Origin of the sequence: Faecalibacterium sp. i25-0019-C1, from assembly GCF_042854225.1 — a bacterium.
In the GTDB taxonomy this organism is placed as follows: Bacteria; Bacillota; Clostridia; order Oscillospirales; family Ruminococcaceae; genus Faecalibacterium; species Faecalibacterium taiwanense.
Genome location: NZ_AP031428.1, coordinates 1,574,004 through 1,595,259, shown reverse-complemented (window position 1 = coordinate 1,595,259; position 21,256 = coordinate 1,574,004). Strand labels below are relative to the sequence as shown.

Here is a 21,256-nt window from a genome sequence, read left to right as displayed (position 1 = left end):
GGTCTCCTTTACTGGTGGTCGGGGCCGTCGGCGGGAGCATCAGCCTGCGCCGCAAAATACTTGCTGGGCGGCACGCCCTTGGCGCGCTTGAATACCCGCGAGAAATAGAACTGGTCAAAGAAGCCTACCGACACCGCGACCTCGGCAATGGAAAGGTTGCCTGCGCGCAGCAGCTTGCAGGCTTCGTTGATGCGGTATTCGGTAAGATAATCGATGGGGCTTTTGCCTACGTTCAGCATGAACACGCGGTACAGGTGACTGCGGGAGACACCTACGCTTTTTGCCACATCATCAATGGAAATATCGTGTGAATAATTGAACTGGATGTACTTGATGGCGTTGAGCACATACTGGCTGGAAGAGGAAGCCGTGTGCGGTTTGCCAGCGCTGGTCTCCTTCATCAGAGAAGCGATGAAGAGATAAAGGTAGCCCACCATGGCGGCTTCATCCTGCGGCTGCAGCCCGCGGGAGGAATAAATGTTGGCCAGAGCAGCACGCATCCCATCGGGGTCGTGGGTGTGATGCACCGGCGAGTCGTCGGTGAAGGGGAGCTGCGCGGCCAGTTTGTGGGCACACGCACCGTTGAAGCCTACCCAGCTGTACTCCCAAGGCTGCTGCTCATCGGCAGTATACCGGATCAGCTGGCTTGGCCGGGCAAAAAACAGCTGGCCCTGGCTCACTTCCCAGGTGCGTCCGCCCACCTCGAATACGCCCTTGCCGGAAAGTACCAGATGGATCAGGTAATGGTCGCGGATACCCGGCCCCCATGTTTGGCCCGGAGCACAGCGTTCGATGCCGCAATTGAAGATGGAAAGCTCAATATTATTGGTATAATTTTGTTTGAAGGATTGCTTATATACATCTGCCATAGCCGCGTTTCCTCCGCTCTGTCACGTTGCGGGCAGCTTTGTGCCCGATCTTTGGTATAGTATACCACACATCTGCCCGCAAATTCAACAAAAGTACATCTTATTCTTTGAACTGGGTGCCAAAATTCGCGTTTTTTCAGCGTTGGAAATTGAAAAAAGCGGTTGGATGCATTACAATAGACGTAACAAACCCATCTATCCCAAAGCAGCATATTGAGGGAGGAATCGTTATGGCAAACAGTGCGCAGCTCCGAAATGAGATCGCGGCGGGCAAATGGGACGATAAGCTCCGGGCACTGTATGGCGATGCGGCGCAGGAGATCTGTCGGCAGCGGGCACGCTACTGTGCTGCGCTGGAACAGTTTGAGCTGTACTTTGGGCCGGGCAGGCAGGTGCAGGTTTATTCGGCACCGGGCCGCGCAGAGCTGGGCGGCAACCACACCGATCACCAGCACGGTTATGGCCTTGCGGCGGCTGTCACGCTGGATCTTGTGGCCGTGGCTGCGCACAATACAGACGGCTACGTGCGGGTCAAATCCCGCGGGTTCAACAAGCTGGATGTGATCGACCTGACCGTGGAGGGGCCGCAGGAAGGGGAGAGCACCCACTCGGCCAGCCTGATCCGCGGCATTGCCGAGGGCTTCCGCGCGGCAGGCAAAGCGGTGGGCGGCTTTGATGCATACACGGCCAGTGATGTGCTGCGCGGCAGCGGCCTTTCCAGTTCTGCTGCCTTTGAAATGGGCATGGCTGCCATCTGGAACGGAGAATATGGCTGCGGTCTGGCCCCGGCGGAGCTGGCAAAGATCTGTCAGTATGCGGAGAATGCCTATTTTGGCAAGCCCAGCGGCCTGCTGGATCAGCTGACCAGCGCAGTGGGCGGCATTATCTTTGCGGATTTTGCAGACCCCCAGCAGCCGGTTCTGGAAAAGATCCACGCCGACGGCCTGCTGCCGCCGGGCATGAGCCTGTGCGTTACCGATACGCGCGGCAGCCACAGCGAATTGACCGGTGAGTTTGCAGCCATCCGGCAGGAGATGGAGCAGATCGCAGCGTTTCTTGGCAAAAAGGTGCTGGGACAGGTGACGGAGAGCGCATTCTGGGCAGCACTGCCTGCGCTGCGCAAAGCCTGCGGCGACCGCGCGGTGCTGCGCGCCATCCACTATTTTGAAGAGAACGCTCGCACCCTTGCCCAGAGGGACGCGCTGCAGGCCGGGCAGTTTGCTGTCTTTGCAGCGCTGGTGCTGGAAAGCGGACGCGCATCCTTTGCGCTATGCCAGAATGTCTACTGCAGCACCGATGTGCGGCATCAGGGGCTTTCGGTGGCACTGGCGCTGAGCCAGAGTATCCTGCAGGGCAGCACGGGAGCCTGGCGGATGCAGGGCGGCGGCTTTGCAGGCACCATTCAGGCGTATGTTCCCCAGAGCCTGCTGGAACGCTATCACAGCGAGATCGAGCGGATATTCGGCAAGGGCAGCTGCTACATTCTGCGTCTGCGGGAGCAGGGGGCAGTGAAAGTGATCTGAAAACAAAAACGCATCTGCAAGATTTTGCAGATGCGTTTTTTGCTATGCTTTATACTGCTGGGAAAGTTCAGAAAACCGGTTTCGGGCCGGGAGCGGACTGAGCCTGCTCTTTCTCTTCTTCCCGGCGCTGCTGATCCGAGATATACTGCACCATGTCCCGCTCCTCGTGGGAAAAATGGAACAGGTCTGCGATGGTATCGTAGGCGCTCACCACGAAGTTGAAGCCTGTCTTTACCACATTGAACAGCAGCATGGGCACAAAGGTGAAAGAAAGTGAGATCAATCCGCCGCTAAAGAAAAGATCGTCCAGACGCAGATTGCTGAAGAAAAGATCCAACGCATCGCCCAGCGGCCCGCCGCCGGAAATGCTGCGCAGCTCTTCTTCGGAAACAGAAATGTATGAATGCGGCATCTGAAGGTTTTTCATGGAGAAAGCTCCTTTCTGACAAGATCGTTCCGGGAATGGAATCAAACTCAGGCGGCAGCGGTTTCCTCGGCCTGAGCGGCATCAAAGCTCGGCATGGGGTTCACGATCTGATCGTAGATGCTTGTAACGGTACGAATGACGTTCATGACCTGCGAATAGACATAGACACCGGCCAGACCGGCAACGCCCACAGAAGCGATACGGCTCCAGGTGTTCATCTTATCCCAAGTGTGATAGAAGGTGCCGGACAGGCTCAGACCATTCGACAGACCGGACTGCACACGGCCTGCGATGTACCGGAAGGAATAGTTGGTCATCAGCACGAACAGGGTGATCGCTGCATTCTGGCAGAATGTAGCAAACTGATCGGTGTTGAAATAAATATCGTGATTAAAGGCTGAGCCAAGGTAGATGGACTGACCGCCATCCAGATAGGTCATTTCCTCTTCGGAAATAACGGCATAGGAAGCCGGTAAAAGCATGGTATTCTGATTGGGATGATCCATGGTGGAAGAACTCCTTTCCGTAGTGGAATCTGCACAAAGGCAGACAATAATACTATCTGAATTGTAACATAACTGTGTCCAAATAACAAGAGCAGAGATGTGCAAAATCATGATACATTTGTGAATAAACTGTTACGGAAAGACGGTAAAATCACGGATGTCAGCCCAAAAATGTGCAATATGTCCATAATCTGGTCCTGAAAAAATGTTCTGTAGAAAAAGCAAAAGCGCCTGCACATTCCGGGTGCAGACGCTTTTATGGGGAGAAAATGATCGGGGAATTACTGTGCCCGTTCGTAGAGCACGGTCAGCTGCGCAATGTGTCCGGCCAGTGCTTCCGGCAAGGGACAGGTGAGCCGCCACTGCCAGTTGGAGCCTTGGGTGCTGGGAGTGTTGATGCGGGCCTCACTGCCCAGATGCAGCCAGTCCGCCAGAGGGATCACAGCGGTATCCGATACACTGGCAAGGCAGGCACAGATCATGGCCTCGGTCAGCTCTTCCGGCTGGCAGCGCAGGTAGCGGCAGGCATAGGCCACATCCTCGGCACTGGCGTTGGTACGCCAGCCTTCGGTGGTCACATTGTCGTGGGTGCCGGTGTACACCACGCTGTTGCGGTGGTAGGTGTGGGGCAGATAATTGCCGGATTCCCGGCTGTCAAAGGCAAACTGCATGATCTTCATGCCCGGGTAGCCGCTGGCAGAAAGCATGGCCTTGACCTCCGGGGTCAGGTAGCCAAGATCCTCGGCAATGATGCCGCCCTCGCCAAGGTTTTCGTGCATGGCGTTGATAAAATCGCGGTCAGGGCCTTTTTCCCAGTGGCCGCCCGTCGCCGTTTTGTTCCCGGCGGGAATGGAGTAATAGCTCTCGAAGCCGCGGAAGTGGTCGATGCGCACCACATCGTAAATGGAGGTGGCGTGCTTCATGCGCTGCTTCCACCACGCAAAGCCGGTGGCTTTGTGCGTGGGCCAGTCATACAGGGGGTTGCCCCACAGCTGGCCGTCTGCTGCAAAGGCGTCCGGCGGGCATCCGGCCACCTGGGTCAGATGCATTTCTCCGTCGGTCTGGAACAGCTCCGGGTGGGTCCACAGATCGCTGGAATCCGGGCTGACATAGATGGGAATATCGCCCACCAGACGGACGCCCTTGCCGTTGGCGTAAGCCTTCAGGGCGTTCCACTGGGTGTAGAAGAAGAATTGCACCGCCTTGTAGTAATCCACCGCACCGGCGAGACGCTGTTTTGCGGCAGCAATGGCTTCCGGTTTGCGGCAGCGCAGGTCATCCGGCCAGTCGGCAAGGCCGGCCTGCCCCTGTTCGGCCTTGACAGCCATAAACAGGGCGTAATCCTCCAGCCAGAAGCTCTGCGCCTCGCAGAAGGCTTCATAAGCGGGGGAAGGGGAGGCCAGCAGACGATCCGCTGCTTTTTTCAGGACAACGGGCCGCTCGTTGTAGAGCGCGCCGTAATCGATGGGGCCTACAGGCCGTGCGGCGGGCACTTCATCGGCCGTCAGCAGACCGACGTCGGCCAGCAGGCGGTAGTCAATGAAGTAGGGGTTACCGGCAAAGGCGGAAAAGCTCTGATAAGGGCTGTCGCCGTAGCCGGTGGGGCCGATGGGCAGGATCTGCCAGTAGGTCTGCTTTGCATCGGCCAGAAAATCCACGAATGCAAAGGCCTCTTTTCCCAGCGTACCGATGCCAAAAGGCCCCGGCAGACTGAAAACGGGCATCAAAATGCCGCTTGCACGCATAGTGTGCGCACCTCCTTAGCCCTTGACAGCACCTGCCACAACGCCCTCAATGATGTACTTCTGGCAGGTCATGTACAGGATGATGATGGGGATAATGGCAATGATGATGCAGGCCATCATGGGAGCCAGCTCCACACGGCCGTAGCCGCCGCGGAAGTACTGGATGGCCATGGGAATGGTGCGGTATTTCTTGATGTCCAGCACCAGAGTGGGCAGCAGGTAGTCATTCCACACCCACATGGTCTCGAGGATGGCGGTGGAGATCATGGTAGGCTTGAGGATGGGGAATACGACCTTGAAGAAGATCTGAATGGGGTTGCAGCCGTCGATCATGGCCGCTTCCTCAATTTCCATGGGCACGCTCTTCATGAAGCCGGTGAACATGAACACGGCCAGACCGGCACCGAAGCCCAGATAGATGATGCAGATGTTCCACGGGGTGTTCAGATTGAGCTGGTCAGCGGTCTTGGACAGGGTGAACATGACCATCTGGAAGGGCACGACCATGGAGAACACGATCAGCAGGTTCATGAACTTGCTCAGCTTATTGTTCACGCGGGTGAGGTACCAACCGGTCATGGAGCAGCACAGCAGGATCAGCGCCACACTGGTAACGGTGATGACAAGGCTGTAGCCAAGGCTGGAAAGGAAGCCCATCTTGGTGACACCGTAAACGTAGTTGCTCAGGCCCGCAAAGGTCTCGGCGGTGGGCAGCTTGAACACGGTGGAGGTGGTAAAGCTGCCCTCGACCTTCAAGCTGTTCAGCAGGATCAGCACGATGGGGTAGATCCACAGCAGACTCAGCAGCGTCATGATGACGGTGAGGATGTTATCCCACATTTTTTTCTGTTTAGGCATTACTGCTGCACCTCCTTGGAACGGGTAAAGTGGAGCTGGATCAGAGAAATGACCACGACGATCAGGAAGAACACCACAGCCTTCGCCTGACCAATGCCCTTCCACTGGGCACCGGAACGGCCATAGAAGGTGTTGTAGATGTTCAGGGCCAGCATTTCACTGGCGTTGGCGGGTTCGCCTGCGGTCAGGGCAACGTTCTGGTCGAACAGCTTGAAGCTGTTGGTCAGGGTCAGGAAGGTGCAGATGGTCACGCTGGGCATGACCATGGGAATTTTGATCTTGAACAGGATCTCGCGGTCGTTGGCACCGTCGATCTTGGCGGCTTCGATCAGGTCGCCGGGCACGCTCTGCAGGCCGGCAACGTAAATGATCATCATGTAGCCGATCTGCTGCCAGCACATCAGGATGACCAGACCGACGAAACCGGCCTTGGCATCCAGCGCCAGCAGAGGTTTCTGCAGGTTGGCCAGCACACCGTTGAGCAGGATCTGCCAGATGTAGCCCAGCAGGATGCCGCCGATCAGGTTGGGCATGAAGTAGACGGTACGGAAGATGTTGGTGCCGCGGATGCCGCGGGTGAGCACCAGCGCAATGGCAAAGGCGCAGACGTTGATGAGCACGGTGGATACTACAGTGAACGCTGCGGTAAAGCCGAAGGCGTGCAGGAAGGTGGAATCCTGAAATACGTTGATGTAGTTCTGGATGCCCACAAAGGTGGTCTTGCTAACAGTAGTGAACCGCTGGAACGAAAGGTAAATGCCCCAGATGAAGGGCCAGATAAAGCCGATGATGAACGCGAGCAGCGTGGGCAGCACGAACACCGGCCAATATTTGCTGATGGCTTTTTGCATGATGTACCTCCTATATGCGGAGTGGTTAACAAAAAAGGGGAGGCGGGGCGAACTTCTTCGCCCGCCTCCCTGTTCAGTTCTTTTTTATAGACCGATCAGGAGCTTAGCCGTTTGCCAGCTTGTATTCCTTAGCCCAGCCATCGACGAAGGCGGTCACAACGCCGTCCCAGTCGCCGGTGCCTGCTGCGTAAGCGGTCAGAGCGCTGCCCAGGCCGTTCTTCCACTCCTCGGAAGGCATGGTGGAGAAGCACCAGTCAACACTGGTCTTGCCGTCGGCCACATACTGGTTTGCAATGCCGATCAGGGGGTTGGTGGAGTCCTTAGCCTTCTTGAAGGGGATGACGAAGCCCATCTTGTCAGCCATCGCGCTGGTGCCGGCCTCAGAGGTGACACACCAGTACAGGAAGTCCAGAGTAGCCTGAATGTCGGCATCAGAAGAGTTGTTGTTCACGCACCAGAAGTTCTCGGAACCGGTGCACAGGCCCTGATTCTCCTCGCCATCCACGCCGATGTAGATGGGCAGCATACCCAGGTTGTCGTCGCCCAGATCCTTCACGTCATTGTAAGCCCAAGTGCCGTTCTGGTAGAACACAGCCTTCTTGCCCACAAACTCAGCCACAGCGTCGTCGCCGGTCTTGGAAGCCAGCAGGGTAGGATCGCAGGTGGAATCGGTGATGTACAGATCCCAAATCTGCTTATAGTTGTCCAGATAGGTGCCCTTGATGGCATCGGTGGAGCCGATGCCGTCTGCCTTGTACTCGTAGTAGATGGGCAGGTTTGCCAGATGGGTCTTGAAGCGCCAGTCAGAAGAACCGTCCATGCCAGCGGAGGTGAAAGCACCGTCCACACCCAGCTCAGCCTTGCGTGCCTGAATATCGTCAGCAACCTTCTTCAGATCAGCAAAGCCCTTGATATCGTCCTGCGTGTAGCCGGCGGCGCTCAGCAGTTCCTTGTTATAGATGATGCCGTAGGTCTCGATGACATATGCGATGCTGGTAACAGCGTCGCCATCCTTCAGTGCGAAGGAATCGCTGGTCAGCTCACCGTACAGCTGGCTGCCGGACAGATCGTAGCAGTAATCCTTCCAGTTTGCCAGACCCACAGGGCCGTTCACCTGGAACAGGGTGGGAGCCTCGCTCTTCTCCATCTCGCTCATCAGGGTGGTCTCGTACTGGCCGGAAGCGGCGGTGACAACGGTCACAGGCACGCCGGTCTCCTTGGTGTACTCAGCGGCCAGATCCTGCCAATCCTGATCCTGCTCGGGCTTGAAGTTCAGGTAGTAGACCTTGCCGTCTGCCTTTGCAGCGGTGCTGGAAGCAGCGGTAGAACCGGCAGCAGAGGAAGCGGTGCTGCTGGAGGAGCCGCCGCAGGCAGCCAGACCCAGAGCAGCGGCGGAAACGCCAGCGGCCTTCAGGAAGTTACGACGAGTGATCATTTTCTTCATAATAAGTTCTCCTTCTTATTAAAAATAAACTATTTCAAAATCTCCGTCCCCTGACGGAGGGAAAACAAAATTTAAATCGCCCTTACGCTTTCGCCCTGCTGCAACTCCGGCTGCAAGGTGATGGTCTGGGCCGGTGCACCGTGCTCGATCTGCCGCACCAGCAACTCAATGCTCTGCAGCGAGATCTGTTCACTGGGCTGCACAACGGTAGTCAGAACAGGCACACAGTAACGGGACATCGTGATGCCGTCAAAGCCGATCACCGAAACATCCTCCGGCACCTGCAGCCCGGCGCTCGCCAGCGCGCGGATGGCACCTAAGGCAATCACATCGCTCATGGCGAACAGGGCGGTGAAGTCGGCCCGGCGGGCCAGCAGGCTGTTCACGGCGTGATAGGCAGACTCAAAATCGTAGTTGGACAGGCCGTACAGCTTGTCGCTGAACAGGATGCCCGCATCCTGCATCGCCTGCTGTGCACCCTCGCGGCGCATCACGCTGGGATAACTGGTGACCGGACCACCCAGCACTGCGATCTTACGATGCCCTTGCTGGATGAGGTAGTCCACAGCAGTGTAGGCTGCAGCGCGGTCATCCACGCCCACCATGGAAAGATTGGGAAAGTCCAGCTCGTCGGAGACCAGTGTGGTCAGCACCGAGGGGACTGTGATGTTGGCAAAGCCTTTTTTGAAGTTGGCTACGCTACCGCCCAGAAAGATCATACCTTTGGGCTTGATCTCCCGCAGGATCTTTTCGGCGGCATCGATCTCGTTGGCGTTTTCATCCAAATAGGAAACGATGCCATTGTAGCCATACAGGGTGGCGGCCCGCTGCAGCTGGACTAAGAAGTCCGAGAAGAAGAGATTGCGGGTGCCTTTGACCACGAACACCAGACTGCGGGACTGCTGGATCTTCAGCTGCCGTGCATTGGTGTTGGGCACGAACCCGGCCTCCCGCATTACCTTGAGTACATGCTCCTTGGTCTCGGGCCGGACATCGGGCCGGTCGTTGATGACACGAGAAATGGTGCTTACCGAGCAGCCGCTGATCCGGGCAATGTCCTTAATGGTCAGATTCGGCATTTTGTCGGAGTACCTCACTTTCGGTAATAGATTCGGGAACGTTGTCGGGAACGTTTTCAGTGACTATAGTATGGCATAATTTGTATAAAAAATCAATAACCCAAAAGTGTTTTCGTGAAAATTGCATAGCATTCTGAGCTGCTTTTGTGCAGATTGAATTGCGTACAAATCAAAATGTGCCGACAGTTCCGCAAATTCCCGGTACAAATCAGAAACAACCGGTAAAACCGTACCGATTTGTAACTTTTCAACATAGAGCAGTGGTTTTATAAAAGGAGAAAGAAAAAAAGCAATGCCCGGCAGATAACACAGCCTGCCGGGCATTGCATGGTTTTGAAATGGTTTATCCGCTTTTTCAAAAATACGGGTGCTGATAGGGTTCGGGTTCCGGGCCGCAGTACAGGCCAAACGCATCGCAGATCCAGTAGCCGCCGTCCTCCATGGGCACGCGGCACCACTGGTGGCTGTACTGGTTCTCGTTCACATGCTCATATGGGATGCCCAGAATGTCCAGACACAGAGCGGTGGCCCGGGCACACCCGGCACAGGATGCTGTGCGCAGTACAAAATAACCGTAGGGGTCGTTGTAATGGTTGGCTTCCATAGAGTAAGCCATGGAGCCATCATCCACCACCGCACGCAGGGCAGAGGCAATGCCGTAAAGCTGGTCTTCCCGGCTCATGAGCGCCAGCGGTGTGACCACCTTCAGCGCTTCCTGATATGCCTGCGCAAACTCCTCATCGGTGCACTTGCGCTTGAGAGACTTGTAGTGGGCCAGCTTGTTGATGGCCACCGGCGACCAGACGGAAGAAAACTGCGCTTCGGTCAAAGAAAGCTCGTCATCACCGGCAATGCCGTCCGCAGAAGGCTTGCGGCCTTCGTCAATGCCGTGATCCAGATAATGACGCAGCAGTGCACCCTCGTCATTGCCGCATACGGCCGCAACATCCGGATACTGTGCAGCGTAGTATGCTGCATCAAAGGTAGAAAGCGCAGCAGCGGAAAGACCGGTCTGTGCGGCCAGTAGCACACCGGCCGTCAGCGCCGCAAGTCTAAGATACCGTTTTTTCATGACAAAAACCTCCTCAAAAAAGAATAAAACGTCTCCTGAGCTCAGTATAGCACATCCGGGCCGGAGGGAAAAGACAAAAAAGCGCTCCCACCTTGTCATCGGTGAGAGCGCTTTGCTGATTGCTGATTATTTTGATTGAGTTGATTCTTTAAAGATTAGTCACTGACGTAGGGCATCAGAGCAACGTGACGAGCACGCTTGATGGCGATGGTCAGTGCGCGCTGATGATAAGCGCAGGTGCCGGTCACACGGCGGGGAATGATCTTTGCACGCTCAGAGACGTACTTACGCAGACGGGGCACGTCCTTGTAATCGATGGTGTCGATACGATCGACACAGAAGCTGCAAACCTTCTTGCGGCCGCGACGCATGGGGCGTGCGGGGCGAGAGCCTTCGGTTCTTTCAAAAGCCATTGCTTATTACCTCCTATTGGATTTTTAACGGATTGACCGTTTCGTGTCAGAACGGCAGGTCGTCGCTGTCGTCGATGACGGCGAAGTCGTCTGCATTGCCGGCAGAGTAGCTGGGAGCTGCCTCCACAGCGGCCGGGCGGGCAGGCGCTGCGTTCTGGTAGGCGGGAGCAGAATGATTCTGATAATTTGCTCCGCCGCCTGCATTGCTGTTTTTGGAGCCTGCAAAGTTGATATTGTTGGCTACCACTTCCACAGCGGTGCGGTTGTTGCCGTTCTTATCCTGATACTGGCGGGTCTGAAGACTGCCTTCAATGGCGATCAGACTGCCCTTTTGGAAATACTTGCAAACAAACTCGGCCTGCTGACGCCATGCAACGATATCGATGAAATCGGCCTGACGCTGCTCGCCCTGACGCGCAAAATTGCGGTCACAGGCAATGCGGAAGCTGCACACATTGGTACCCTGCTGGGTGGTGCGCAGTTCGGGATCCGCCACAAGACGGCCCATGATGGCAACAACATTCAACATTTTACGGTCTCCCTTTCTGTCACAGAAGAATTACTCCTCGTGAGCAATGATCAGGCTGCGCATAACACCTTCAGTGATCTTGTACACACGGTCCAGCTCAGCAGGGAAGCTGGGCTCGCTGGTGAAGTCGATCACGGTGTAAACGCCTTCCTCCTCGTCGTTGATGGGGTAGGCCAGACGGCGCTTGCCCCACTCGTCGATGGAATCGATCGTACCGTTAGCCTCGATCAGGGACTTGAACTTACCAACCAGAGCGGCGGTAGCCTCCTCGTCGAGAGCGGCGCTGGTAATCAGCATGGTTTCGTACTTTGCCATTTTGTAGCACCTCCTTTTGGACTTAAGGATCCTGCAATCACAGGACCAAGGGTACACACAAAACGCGGCATCGCGCCTTGTGTGCGGCGTGTCTGTTCAGACAGCAATTTATTATAGCAAGCTGTGTGGATTCTGTCAAGCTTTTTCCGAAAAAAGATATAATAAAAAATATTTTGATTTTTTTGTGAAAGAGGAATATAATATAGTGGCTTTCAGAGGATGAACGGCAGGGCAGCCGGGGAACGGCCGTCTCTCTGCTCTCTGTTATCCATCTTCGGAAGGAATGTATATATGGTTCTGGGAATTTTATAGTAAAGGAAGGATTCTTTGTGTATTCGGTTTTCCGTAACCTGGCAATCATCATCCTCAGCGCAAAGTTCTTTGGCCTGGTGGCCCGCAAGTGCAAGGCCCCGCAGGTGGTGGGTGAGATCCTTGCCGGTTTGATCATCGGCCCCTGTGTGCTGAATCTGGTGCAGACCAGTGATGCCATCTCCACCTTTGCGGAGATCGGCGTGGTCATGCTGATGTTCACCACGGGCCTTGGCACCAATCTGAAGGAACTGATCAAAGCCGGCCCCATCGCCACCCTGGTCGCCTGCGTGGGCGTAGCCGTTCCGCTGGTGGGCGGCACCCTGCTGTACAGTGCGTTCTACGGCTTCTCTGCCGTGGGCAGCCCTGAGTTCTACCGTGCCCTGTTCATCGGCACCATCATGACGGCCACCAGCGTGTCCATTACGGTGGCGACCCTGCAGGAGCTGGGCCACCTGAAGAGCTTTCTCGGCACCACCATCGTCAGTGCCGCCGTCATTGATGATGTCATCGGCATCGTAGTCCTCACCTGCGTACTGGGCGCAAGCTCCGGCACCGGCACGGGTCTGGGCAAGGTGCTCATTAATACGGTGCTGTTCTTTGCCACTGCCGTGGGCGTGGGCGTTGTGGCTCACTTTGCTATGACATGGCTGGACAAGCGCAATCCCCACACCCAGCGCATCACCATCGTGAGCATGGCGTTCTGCTTTGCCATGGCCTACATCGCCGAGGAATACTTCGGCATTGCAGATATCACCGGTGCCTATATCGCCGGTATCGTTCTGTGCACCATGGACGATGCCCCCTACGTGGAGCGCCGCGTGGATATCAGCAATTATATCATTTTTGCGCCCATCTTCTTTGCATCCATCGGCCTCAAGACCGACATCAGCGGCCTGACGCCGGAAATTTTCCTGTTCTGTGTCTGCTTCGTCATTGTGGCCCTCATTACCAAGATCATCGGCTGCGGCCTTGCGGCCAAGATCTGCCGCTTCAACTGGGGCGACTCCCTCAAGATCGGCGTTGGTATGATGACCCGCGGCGAGGTGGCGCTGATCGTGGCCCAGAAGGGCCTGGATGTCGGCGTGGTGGACTCGGTTTACTTTACCGCTGTGATCCTGCTGATCGTGGTGTCCAGTGTGGCAACTCCGCTGGTGCTGAAGGCACTCTTTACCAAGATGCCGCCGCAGAAGCACCCCAGTCAGGTAAATGGGTAAACAATAAAAAAGATCCTCCGACAGGTCTGCCGGAGGATCTTTTATTTTCAGGATAAGTTACAGTGTCTTGCAGAACTCCTTTAGGTAAGCGCGGAATTCTTCGCCGATCTCCGGATGCTGCAGGGCCAGCTCCACCTGAGCTTCCACCACCTTGAGCTTGTTGCCCATGTCGTAGTGCTTGCCGGTGAACTCTACGGCCGTCATGCCGCCGCGGGTGCGGGCATACTCGGCCATGGCATCGGTCAGCTGGATCTCGCCGCCTGCGCCGGGCTTGGTGTGGGCAAGGATATCGTAGATCTCCGGGGTCAGCAGCACGCGTCCCAGAATGGAGTAGTTGCTGAACTCCTGTCCCTTCTTGGGCTTCTCGATCATGTCGTCCACAAAGAAATAGTTGTCGTGGATGGGGGTGGTCTTCAAGCTGCAGTACCGGCTCACATCTTCCCATGGCACTGCGGAAACGCCTGCCGCCGGGCGGCCGAACTCCTCGTAGGCGCGGATCAGCTGAGCACAGACCGGGTCCTCGCCCCAGATCACGTCGTCGCCGTAGATGACAACAAAGGGATCATCGCCGGTGAAGGCCTTGGCGGTGTTCACAGCATGGCCCAGACCCAGCGTCTGCTTCTGGCGCACAAAGAGGATGTTTGCCATGTTGGCGATGCCAAGGCACTCTTCCAGCGCCTTTTCCTTGCCGGGCTTTGCCAGCTTTTCTTCCAGCTCAGGGCTGCGGTCAAAGTGATCCTCGATGATGCTCTGGTTGCGGCCCAGAATGATGAGGATATCGGTGATGCCGGAACGGACGGCCTCTTCCACCAGATACTGGATGGCGGGCTTGTCCACGATGGGCAGCATGCCCTTGGGCATGGCTTTGGTGGCGGGCAGCACGCGGGTGCCAAGACCGGCGGCAGGGATGACGGCTTTGGTGACTTTCTTCATCATGATCCATATTCTCCTATTACTATTTTGAAATCCGCAATGCCAGCCTTTGCAGGCGGCATTGCAGATCAGAGCATCCCGGCCAAAGCGTCCAGATTCGGACCCATCAGCACGGTAGCGCAGGCACCCAGCACCATCAGCAGTACAAAGGCACCGATCACACCGGCGATGCTCACGCCGCCCTGCGCAGACAGGACCGCACGGCGCTGGGCAGCGTCCGGGAACTCAGCACGGATGCGGCGGATGCGCTCGGCTGCGCTTTTGCGGTACAGCCACTTGGCGTACAGGGTGCGCAGCATCACCAGTGCAAAGCTGAACACTGTCATAATGCGGGAAAGCACGACGATGGCAGTGCTGCTGATGCCCGCAGTGAGCGGACTGCCGGTGGCCTGCATCATGCTCAGCAGGGTGGGCAGGGCCACCACCAGCTCTGCGGCCAGAAAACCAAAGGCCGGCTTCCACGCTTTGCGGTAGAAGAAATAGAACGGGCCGAACACCAGCGCCGAGAAGCACATGGAAATTTTGGTGTGCTGCAGCTGCATCCGGCTGTAATCGTTCAGGTAGACGGGCGCGGCCTTGCCAATATAATCGTTCCAGTCGCTGTAAGGGATGCCGTCGATCAGCTCTTCCTTGCCAAAGGCCGCCTGCACGTTACGGCGGGTGGGCTCCTCCACCGTCTGCTGATACTGGCGGTAAAGGTCGTTGTAATCAAAGCGTCCGTCTGCGTCGGTGCCGGGCTGGCTCTGGGTGGGCGGCTCCGGGCACTGGCTCTCCGGCGGAAGAACGGCACCGCAGCAGCGGCAGCGCTCTTCGGTGCGCAGGGTGCGCTCACCGCAGCTGGGGCAGGTGCGCAGAGCATCGTCTTTGTACGGGAACGTCCATTCATAGCCCGCGCCATGGGCGGGGGTGTGGATGCAGCGGCCAAGCTTTTCGTAGCACTCGCGGTGATAGGGTGCGCCGCAGTCCGGGCAGACCACGATATCATCGGTCAGCGCCAGCGGTCTGCCGCAGCCTTCACAGGGACAGCCATAATATTTCGGCATGATTTCCTCCTGTTGTATGGTTCATACTGGTATTATACTCCCCTGAAAGAGAAAAGAAAAGGTGAAAATCTTCAAAATTCCAGCAGGATAATCCATTTACCCCTTTACTTTAGCATAGATTCTCGGTATACTAATGAAGTATCTGTGTATAAACTGTGTCTTTTGGCAAGTACAAAGGACTTTATCTTATTTATCATTTCGAGAGGGATTTAGAGAATGATCACGATTGACGAACTGAAGGTGCAGCTTGCCGATTACGGCAAGGCGGTCAAGGACTTGGAAGAAGCCCTTGCCATTGATGCCTCCCGCAAGCGCGTGCAGGAGCTGGAGCACACCATGAGCCGCCCCGGCTTTTATGATGATGCAGACCTGAGCAAGAAGGTCTTTGACGAAGTGGGCGACCTGAAGGGCAAGCTGAGCCGCTTTGAAAAGCTGCAGGGCCTGTACGATGATGCCGAGACCATGCTGGAAATGCTGGATGAAGAATACGACCCCGCCATGATCCCCGAAGCAGAGGAGTCTGTGAACGCTGTGGGCAAGGCAGTGGATGAGCTGCAGCTGATGACCATGCTGAACGGTGAGTACGACCACAGCAACGCCATCCTGACCTTCCATGCCGGTACCGGCGGCACCGAGGCACAGGATTGGGCCGAAATGCTGTACCGCATGTACAACAAGTGGGCTTCCAACCACGGCATGACCGTGGAGGTTCTGGATTATCAGGACGGTGATGAAGCCGGCATGAAGAGCGCCTCCATGATGGTGAAGGGTGCCAACGCCTACGGCCTGCTCAAGAGCGAGAACGGTGTGCACCGTCTGGTGCGCGTGTCGCCCTTTGACGCCAACGCCCGCCGCCAGACCAGCTTTGCTTCGCTGGAAGTGATGCCCGAGCTGGATAACACCATTCAGGTGGATATCCGCCCCGAGGACATTGAGATGCAGGTGTACCGTTCCTCCGGTGCAGGCGGCCAGCACATCAACAAGACTTCTTCCGCTGTGCGTCTGATCCACAAGCCCACCGGCGTCGTGGTCAGCTGCCAGACTCAGCGCAGCCAGTTCCAGAACCGTGACTACGCCATGGAAATGCTGAAGGCAAAGCTGTATCAGATCGCAAAGCAGCAGCACATGGATAAGATCGACGACATCAAGGGCGTGCAGAACGAGATCGCATGGGGTCACCAGATCCGCAGCTATGTGTTCATGCCCTACACCATGGTCAAGGATCACCGCACCAACTACGAGACCGGCAATGTGGATGCCGTGATGGACGGCGATCTGGACGGTTTCATCTTCGCATACCTCAAGGCTGCAAGCCGCGGGGAACTGCAGGATACCTGATCTTGAACGTATAAAATGCAAAGGCCGTGCTTCCTTTTATGGAGGCACGGCCTTTTTTGTGCTCTTACGCCAGATCGGGCAGAATGGTGTCCCAGAGATTTTCCTCCTGCCGCAGGGCGTTGAAGCAGCAGTCCAAGTACATTTTGTTTGCCGCTGCAAGGATCGTGCTGCGCAGAAGCAGCTTTTCATCTGCGGCATCCACGGCAGGGTCGCGGATCTCCCTGGTGCAGCCGAATACGAACGGCAGGCAGTTTTCCATCTCGTCGCAGAAGTAGTCGTAAGCTGCCCCGGCGGAACAGTGCGCCCGCTGCATTTTGAACAGGGCATCGATATTTTCCATCGAAAGAACGGTCTTGGAGACTGCAATGTACATCAGGGATGCGATCTGATCGCGGGCGTACTTCTTGCGCACCGGGTGGGACAGAATGCCCTTTTTAACGTAGTTGCTGACCATGGAAGAGGTGAGCTCCACGCCGCAGAAGGTGCGGAAATAGCTGTTGACGTACTGCACGGTCTGGTCAAGATAAAGCCCCATCTGCGGGAGATCGGCGTACCGGGGCAGGGCAAACCCGGCGGCGCAGGCCGCAACGCGGCATTTGGTTTCAGTTTTCATATCGTAAGCAGTTTTCTAAGGTTGGTGCAGCAGGGCTGCGCGGGATACAGAAAATGGTTTTCTGGCGGTATTATAGCGCAAATCGGTTCTCTGGTCAACGGATTTTTAAAACTTTTGAAAGAATGTACAAAATCCCTTGACAGGTTTTTGAAAAACTGCTATGATGTCTGCAGTGAACCGAAAAACCATGCAGGCAGAAGTGCGTGTAAGGCACGGAAAATAAAAAATGACCTGCTATCACAAAATAGATTTGGAGCGTGCATTTTATGAAAACCAAGATCGTTGTGGATTCTTCGTCCAGCCTGTATGCCCTGCCGGGCGTGGATTTTGCCTGTGTGCCGTTGAAGATCGTCACGGATGAACAGGAATATCTGGATGACGGTACTCTGGATGCTGTGGACATGGCCCGGTCTCTGCGTACTTACAAGGGCAAGACCAGCACCTCCTGCCCCAATGTGGCAGACTGGCTGGCTGCTTATGAGGGTGCGGAGCAGATCTTTGTTGCCACCATCACGGGCACACTGTCCGGCAGCTACAATGCTGCACTGCTGGCAGCGGAAGAATACAAGGAAACGCACCCGGAGGCCCGTGTTTTTGTTCTGGACAGCCTGTCCGCCGGGCCGGAGCTGCGTCTGCTGGCAGAGCGTCTGCGGGATCTCGTCCGGATCGGGATGGAGTTTGACGAGATCTGCGAGGCGATCTTGGCTTACCACAAGCACACACATCTGCTGTTTTCGTTGGAATCGCTGGCCAATCTGGCCCGCAATGGCCGTGTGAAGCCTGCTGTTGCCGCTGTGGCACGGATGCTGGGCATCCGGGTCATTGGTCAGGCCAGTGAGAGCGGCGAGCTGGAGGTGCTGTGCAAGACCCGCGGCGAGCACGGTGCACTGGAGCGCATCGTGCTGGAATTGAAGGATCACGGCTTTACCGATGGTAAAGTGCACATTGCCCACTGTGATAACCCGGAAGCTGCCAAGCGCCTGAAGCTGATGATCCACGCGGTGTTTGCAGGGGCGCAGGTGGATGTGGCCGAGTGCGGCGGCCTGTGCAGCTACTACGCTGAGCAGGGCGGCCTGATGGTGGGCTATGAGGACGGAAAAACAGAGTAAAAGAGTTTTTGATATTGCAAGCAAGCCGGGCCTGCGGGTCTGGCTTGCTTTTTTTTGAACAGCGCAAAACTTGAAAAAGTTGTAAAACCGCGCTATACTTACACATAATTATAAATGGGAAAGGAGGGCAGGCCCATGCTTTTTCGTTCACCGGTCGTGCGCTTTTTCAGCCGCATTCTGAACCGCGTCACTATCACGGTTGCATTGGTGGCATTGCAGCTGCTGTGGCTGTGCTGGGTGGCGTTTGCCATCACCACCGGCACGGGCCGCGTGTGGGTGAACGGCCTGCTCAACGCACTGAGCCTGCTCATCGTCCTGTACCTTGTGCGCAAGGATGAGAACAGCGCCTACAAGGTGGGCTGGATCGCGCTGATCGGCATTCTTCCGCTGCTGGGCGGTGCGCTGTATCTGGCCTTTGGCAACAAACGCCCGGCCAAGCGTCTGCGCCTGAAAATGCAGGCGGTGGAGGATGCCCACAAAAAAGACCTTGTACAGGAGCCGGGTGTGCTGGAAGGTCTGGATGCCCGCGAGCAGGGGCAGAGCCGATATGTGGCAAAGTACGGCCCCTATCCGGCGTGGCAGAACACTCGCACGCAGTATTTTGCCTGCGGCGAAGCCATGTATCCGCAGCTGCTGGCCGATCTGGAAAAGGCTGAAAAGAGCATCTTTCTGGAATTTTTCATCGTGAGCCACGGCTGCATGTGGAACGGCATTGAAAAGATCCTGCGCCGCAAGGCTGCGCAGGGCGTGGATGTGCGCCTGATCTACGATGATTTTGGCAGTCTGCTGGGTCTGCCCGCCGATTTCATCGTGCGCATGGAGCGGGCGCACATCCGCTGCATCCCGTTCAACCCGGTGGTGCCGCTGCTCTCGCTGGTGATGAACCACCGCGACCACCGCAAGATCGTAGTCATTGACGGTACGGTGGCCTACACCGGCGGCGTGAATCTGGCAGATGAGTATATCAATGCGGAGCAGCGCTTTGGCTACTGGAAGGATGCAGCCCTGCGTGTGGAAGGCGATGCCGCGTGGAACTTTACGGTGATGTTCCTCAACTTCTGGAACGCCTTCCGCCCCAGCGAGACGGATTATGATGCATTTCGCCCCATGCCGCTGGTGCCGCCGGTATCGGACGGCATCGTGCAGCCCTACGCGGACAGCCCGCTGGACGAGGAACCGATGGCCGAGACGGTGTACCTGAACATCCTTGCGCAGGCACAGCGGTACGTTTATATCTACACGCCCTACCTTGCCGTGGGCGAGGAAATGCTGGACGCACTGAAAAACGCGGCCAAGCGCGGGGTGGACATCCGGCTGGTGCTGCCGGGCATCCCGGACAAAAAGCTGGTGTTCCGGCTGAGCCGGTCGTACTATCTGCCGCTTTTGAGGGCAGGTGTACGCATTTACGAATATACGCCCGGCTTTCTGCATGCCAAGTGCTGGGTAAGCGACGATGTAACTGCCGTAGTGGGCAGCATCAACATGGACTACCGCAGCCTGTTCCTACACTTTGAGTGCGGTGTACTGCTGCAAAAGAACAGTCAGGTGGCAGTTCTGCGGGACGATGTACGGGCCACGCTGCCGCAGTGCCGCGAGATACAGGTGACGGAATGCCGCACCAGCCTGCCCGGCACGGTGCTGGACAGTGTGCTGCGGCTGCTGAGCCCCTTGATGTAAAGAAACTCCCTCAGTCACCTCCGGTGACAGCTCCCTCGGAGAGGGAGCCTCTGGCGAAGAAGAAAAGCTTTCTGCACTGCCAAAGCCTCCCTCCGGGAGACAGACTTCCCCCGGCCGGGACAGATTCTCCCCGCGCCGGGGAGAAATGTCACCACAGGTGACAAAGAGAGGAACAGATGTCACGTAAGTGACAAAAAGGGGAACAGGTGGATGCGAACGAAGTGAGCAGACGGAAGGAGTTCCGTTTCATAAAACGTTCCTTTTCCGGGTAAACTAGCCCAAAAGCCCCTTTACGATGGGGGCAGGAAAGGGAGCGTTTTATTATAATGAAAAAGATACCTCGCATGATCCTGGGCTGCACGCTGGCGGCAGCTCTGGCCCTGACCGCCTGCAGCCGAAGCGATTCCGGTTCCTCCGGCAGCATGAGCACGAGCATGGGCGGCAGCTCATCGCAGACGGGGCAGGCGGGCCAGAACGCTGCATACCGCACCGGCCTTGGCATCCTGACCGAAGCGTCTGATCAGGAACGCGCGGGCAAGATCGATACCATCGCAGCTGCCGTTCTGCTGGATGCCGAGGGCAGGGTGGCAGATGTGATGCTGGACGAGGTGGAGATCTCGGTCACGGGGGACAGCACCGGCAAGGTGACGATGCCCACCGACAATCGCACCAAGCGCCAGAAGGGCGATGATTACCCGCTGGCGGCGGTGTCCTCGCTGAAAAAGGGCTGGGCAGAGCAGGCGGATGCCTTTGGCAATTATCTTACCGGCAAAACCCCGGATGAGGTGAAGAAGCTTGCCACCGACGATGACGGCAAGCCGAAGGATGCTGACCTGCTCTCCACCTGCACCATTGCGGTGGACGGCTATCGGGATGCTGTGGTGCGCGCCTGCGAGAATGCAAAGGCAGTCGGCTCGGCCCGCGGCGACCGCGCTGTGCTGGGCGTGTCAGTGCGCAATGACACCAAGGAACTGACCGCCGACGATGACCACGATGTGACCGCGCAGGTGGACATCACAGTGGCAGCCCTGACGCTGGATGCTGACGGCCGTGTGACCGGTGCAGTGGCGGATGTGGCAGAGCCTGCCCTTACCGTGGGCGCGGATGGTACGGTGTCGGCACCGGAGATGGTCAAAACCAAGGTGGAACTGGGCGACAGCTACGGGATGCGCGGGGCATCCAGTCTGGGCAAGGAATGGTACGAGCACAGCGAGGGCTGGTGCGATTACCTGAAGGGCAAGACCCGTACTGAGATCGCAGGCATCCCGGACGATGGTTCGGATGCCGACCTTGCGGCACTGTGCACCATCTCGGTGACGGAGCTGCAGAAGGCTGCGCTGGCAGCGTTTGCGGAAGAGTAAAGCGGAGAAAAGAGGAAAGGCGCAA

At 56.8% G+C, this 21,256-nt stretch carries 21 protein-coding genes; 6 read left to right on the top strand and 15 right to left on the bottom strand.

The features are described from left to right. Window positions 1-8 precede the first annotated feature (8 nt). Complete coding sequence (locus ACGHUK_RS07885; protein ID WP_005939008.1) at window positions 9-869, bottom strand: AraC family transcriptional regulator; 861 nt, start codon at window positions 867-869, stop codon at window positions 9-11. Window positions 870-1,099: 230 nt separating this feature from the next. On the opposite strand from ACGHUK_RS07885, the gene ACGHUK_RS07880 reads away from it, so the two are divergent. Continuing rightward, complete coding sequence (locus tag ACGHUK_RS07880) at window positions 1,100-2,392, top strand: galactokinase (RefSeq protein ID WP_390573977.1); 1,293 nt, start codon at window positions 1,100-1,102, stop codon at window positions 2,390-2,392. A gap of 67 nt (window positions 2,393-2,459) precedes the next feature. Here the strand turns inward: ACGHUK_RS07880 and ACGHUK_RS07875 are convergent, their stop codons facing one another. From ACGHUK_RS07875 to rpsF, 11 genes are all read right to left on the bottom strand, one after another. Continuing rightward, window positions 2,460-2,819, bottom strand: a complete 360-nt coding sequence (locus tag ACGHUK_RS07875; RefSeq protein ID WP_005939003.1) for a hypothetical protein — start codon at window positions 2,817-2,819, stop codon at window positions 2,460-2,462. Between the two features lie 47 nt (window positions 2,820-2,866). Then, window positions 2,867-3,325, bottom strand: coding sequence for a hypothetical protein (locus ACGHUK_RS07870; protein ID WP_390573975.1), 459 nt, complete (start codon window positions 3,323-3,325; stop codon window positions 2,867-2,869). Window positions 3,326-3,606: 281 nt separating this feature from the next. Next, on the bottom strand, window positions 3,607-5,070 hold the full coding sequence (malQ, locus tag ACGHUK_RS07865) for a 4-alpha-glucanotransferase (RefSeq protein WP_223389778.1): 1,464 nt from the start codon (window positions 5,068-5,070) through the stop codon (window positions 3,607-3,609). A 15-nt stretch (window positions 5,071-5,085) separates the two neighbouring features. Next, complete coding sequence (locus tag ACGHUK_RS07860) at window positions 5,086-5,928, bottom strand: carbohydrate ABC transporter permease (protein WP_120081444.1); 843 nt, start codon at window positions 5,926-5,928, stop codon at window positions 5,086-5,088. After that, the gene (locus tag ACGHUK_RS07855; protein WP_005938991.1) at window positions 5,928-6,779 is read right to left on the bottom strand and encodes a carbohydrate ABC transporter permease; all 852 of its coding nucleotides are present in this window, start codon (window positions 6,777-6,779) and stop codon (window positions 5,928-5,930) included. Before ACGHUK_RS07855 ends, ACGHUK_RS07860 begins: the two co-directional genes overlap by 1 nt. 103 nt (window positions 6,780-6,882) lie before the next feature. Then, a complete protein-coding gene (locus ACGHUK_RS07850; RefSeq protein WP_207698010.1) occupies window positions 6,883-8,223 on the bottom strand; it encodes an ABC transporter substrate-binding protein in 1,341 nt (446 codons plus the stop codon). Window positions 8,224-8,294: 71 nt separating this feature from the next. Beyond that, a complete protein-coding gene (locus ACGHUK_RS07845) occupies window positions 8,295-9,302 on the bottom strand; it encodes a LacI family DNA-binding transcriptional regulator (RefSeq protein ID WP_390573972.1) in 1,008 nt (335 codons plus the stop codon). A gap of 355 nt (window positions 9,303-9,657) precedes the next feature. Next, complete coding sequence (locus ACGHUK_RS07840; protein ID WP_337680012.1) at window positions 9,658-10,374, bottom strand: hypothetical protein; 717 nt, start codon at window positions 10,372-10,374, stop codon at window positions 9,658-9,660. A 155-nt stretch (window positions 10,375-10,529) separates the two neighbouring features. Next, window positions 10,530-10,787, bottom strand: a complete 258-nt coding sequence (gene rpsR / locus ACGHUK_RS07835) for a 30S ribosomal protein S18 (RefSeq protein ID WP_015538096.1) — start codon at window positions 10,785-10,787, stop codon at window positions 10,530-10,532. Between the two features lie 46 nt (window positions 10,788-10,833). After that, window positions 10,834-11,316: a single-stranded DNA-binding protein gene (locus tag ACGHUK_RS07830; protein ID WP_390573970.1), complete on the bottom strand. Its 483-nt coding sequence runs from the start codon at window positions 11,314-11,316 to the stop codon at window positions 10,834-10,836. A gap of 30 nt (window positions 11,317-11,346) precedes the next feature. Continuing rightward, on the bottom strand, window positions 11,347-11,631 hold the full coding sequence (gene rpsF / locus ACGHUK_RS07825; RefSeq protein ID WP_005938979.1) for a 30S ribosomal protein S6: 285 nt from the start codon (window positions 11,629-11,631) through the stop codon (window positions 11,347-11,349). A gap of 329 nt (window positions 11,632-11,960) precedes the next feature. Here rpsF and ACGHUK_RS07820 point away from each other — a divergent pair, with 329 nt between their 5' ends. Next, a complete protein-coding gene (locus tag ACGHUK_RS07820) occupies window positions 11,961-13,157 on the top strand; it encodes a cation:proton antiporter (protein ID WP_005938977.1) in 1,197 nt (398 codons plus the stop codon). 57 nt (window positions 13,158-13,214) lie between these two features. On the opposite strand, the gene ACGHUK_RS07815 is transcribed toward ACGHUK_RS07820, so the two are convergent. Together ACGHUK_RS07815 and ACGHUK_RS07810 are read right to left on the bottom strand one after the other, a co-directional pair. Further along, window positions 13,215-14,090: a UTP--glucose-1-phosphate uridylyltransferase gene (locus tag ACGHUK_RS07815; RefSeq protein ID WP_097777715.1), complete on the bottom strand. Its 876-nt coding sequence runs from the start codon at window positions 14,088-14,090 to the stop codon at window positions 13,215-13,217. A 68-nt stretch (window positions 14,091-14,158) separates the two neighbouring features. Next, window positions 14,159-15,133: an RING finger protein gene (locus ACGHUK_RS07810; protein WP_082210830.1), complete on the bottom strand. Its 975-nt coding sequence runs from the start codon at window positions 15,131-15,133 to the stop codon at window positions 14,159-14,161. Window positions 15,134-15,349: 216 nt separating this feature from the next. Here ACGHUK_RS07810 and prfB point away from each other — a divergent pair, with 216 nt between their 5' ends. Then, on the top strand, window positions 15,350-16,471 hold the full coding sequence (prfB, locus tag ACGHUK_RS07805; RefSeq protein ID WP_097775423.1) for a peptide chain release factor 2: 1,122 nt from the start codon (window positions 15,350-15,352) through the stop codon (window positions 16,469-16,471). A 64-nt stretch (window positions 16,472-16,535) separates the two neighbouring features. Here the strand turns inward: prfB and ACGHUK_RS07800 are convergent, their stop codons facing one another. Continuing rightward, window positions 16,536-17,084, bottom strand: a complete 549-nt coding sequence (locus ACGHUK_RS07800) for a DUF1836 domain-containing protein (RefSeq protein WP_390573968.1) — start codon at window positions 17,082-17,084, stop codon at window positions 16,536-16,538. A 266-nt stretch (window positions 17,085-17,350) separates the two neighbouring features. Here ACGHUK_RS07800 and ACGHUK_RS07795 point away from each other — a divergent pair, with 266 nt between their 5' ends. The 3 genes from ACGHUK_RS07795 (at window position 17,351) to ACGHUK_RS07785 (ending at window position 21,231) form a co-directional block, all read left to right on the top strand. After that, a complete protein-coding gene (locus tag ACGHUK_RS07795) occupies window positions 17,351-18,193 on the top strand; it encodes a DegV family protein (RefSeq protein WP_390573967.1) in 843 nt (280 codons plus the stop codon). 135 nt (window positions 18,194-18,328) lie between these two features. Further along, entirely contained in the window at window positions 18,329-19,870 is a 1,542-nt protein-coding gene (gene cls, locus ACGHUK_RS07790) for a cardiolipin synthase (protein ID WP_390573964.1), read from the top strand. A 326-nt stretch (window positions 19,871-20,196) separates the two neighbouring features. Continuing rightward, window positions 20,197-21,231, top strand: a complete 1,035-nt coding sequence (locus ACGHUK_RS07785) for a hypothetical protein (protein ID WP_390573962.1) — start codon at window positions 20,197-20,199, stop codon at window positions 21,229-21,231. The last annotated feature ends 25 nt before the right edge of the window (window positions 21,232-21,256 follow it).

Excerpts from the sequence above, each read along its gene's own strand:
- ACGHUK_RS07885 (WP_005939008.1), bottom strand. The coding sequence starts at position 869 with ATGGCAGATGTATATAAGCAATCCTTCAAACAAAATTATACCAATAAT.
- ACGHUK_RS07880 (WP_390573977.1), top strand. The coding sequence starts at position 1,100 with ATGGCAAACAGTGCGCAGCTCCGAAATGAGATCGCGGCGGGCAAATGG.
- ACGHUK_RS07875 (WP_005939003.1), bottom strand. The coding sequence starts at position 2,819 with ATGAAAAACCTTCAGATGCCGCATTCATACATTTCTGTTTCCGAAGAA.
- ACGHUK_RS07870 (WP_390573975.1), bottom strand. The coding sequence starts at position 3,325 with ATGGATCATCCCAATCAGAATACCATGCTTTTACCGGCTTCCTATGCC.
- malQ (WP_223389778.1), bottom strand. The coding sequence starts at position 5,070 with ATGCGTGCAAGCGGCATTTTGATGCCCGTTTTCAGTCTGCCGGGGCCT.
- ACGHUK_RS07860 (WP_120081444.1), bottom strand. The coding sequence starts at position 5,928 with ATGCCTAAACAGAAAAAAATGTGGGATAACATCCTCACCGTCATCATG.
- ACGHUK_RS07855 (WP_005938991.1), bottom strand. The coding sequence starts at position 6,779 with ATGCAAAAAGCCATCAGCAAATATTGGCCGGTGTTCGTGCTGCCCACG.
- ACGHUK_RS07850 (WP_207698010.1), bottom strand. The coding sequence starts at position 8,223 with ATGAAGAAAATGATCACTCGTCGTAACTTCCTGAAGGCCGCTGGCGTT.
- ACGHUK_RS07845 (WP_390573972.1), bottom strand. The coding sequence starts at position 9,302 with ATGCCGAATCTGACCATTAAGGACATTGCCCGGATCAGCGGCTGCTCG.
- ACGHUK_RS07840 (WP_337680012.1), bottom strand. The coding sequence starts at position 10,374 with ATGAAAAAACGGTATCTTAGACTTGCGGCGCTGACGGCCGGTGTGCTA.
- rpsR (WP_015538096.1), bottom strand. The coding sequence starts at position 10,787 with ATGGCTTTTGAAAGAACCGAAGGCTCTCGCCCCGCACGCCCCATGCGT.
- ACGHUK_RS07830 (WP_390573970.1), bottom strand. The coding sequence starts at position 11,316 with ATGTTGAATGTTGTTGCCATCATGGGCCGTCTTGTGGCGGATCCCGAA.
- rpsF (WP_005938979.1), bottom strand. The coding sequence starts at position 11,631 with ATGGCAAAGTACGAAACCATGCTGATTACCAGCGCCGCTCTCGACGAG.
- ACGHUK_RS07815 (WP_097777715.1), bottom strand. The coding sequence starts at position 14,090 with ATGAAGAAAGTCACCAAAGCCGTCATCCCTGCCGCCGGTCTTGGCACC.
- ACGHUK_RS07810 (WP_082210830.1), bottom strand. The coding sequence starts at position 15,133 with ATGCCGAAATATTATGGCTGTCCCTGTGAAGGCTGCGGCAGACCGCTG.
- prfB (WP_097775423.1), top strand. The coding sequence starts at position 15,350 with ATGATCACGATTGACGAACTGAAGGTGCAGCTTGCCGATTACGGCAAG.
- ACGHUK_RS07800 (WP_390573968.1), bottom strand. The coding sequence starts at position 17,084 with ATGAAAACTGAAACCAAATGCCGCGTTGCGGCCTGCGCCGCCGGGTTT.
- ACGHUK_RS07795 (WP_390573967.1), top strand. The coding sequence starts at position 17,351 with ATGAAAACCAAGATCGTTGTGGATTCTTCGTCCAGCCTGTATGCCCTG.
- cls (WP_390573964.1), top strand. The coding sequence starts at position 18,329 with ATGCTTTTTCGTTCACCGGTCGTGCGCTTTTTCAGCCGCATTCTGAAC.
- ACGHUK_RS07785 (WP_390573962.1), top strand. The coding sequence starts at position 20,197 with ATGAAAAAGATACCTCGCATGATCCTGGGCTGCACGCTGGCGGCAGCT.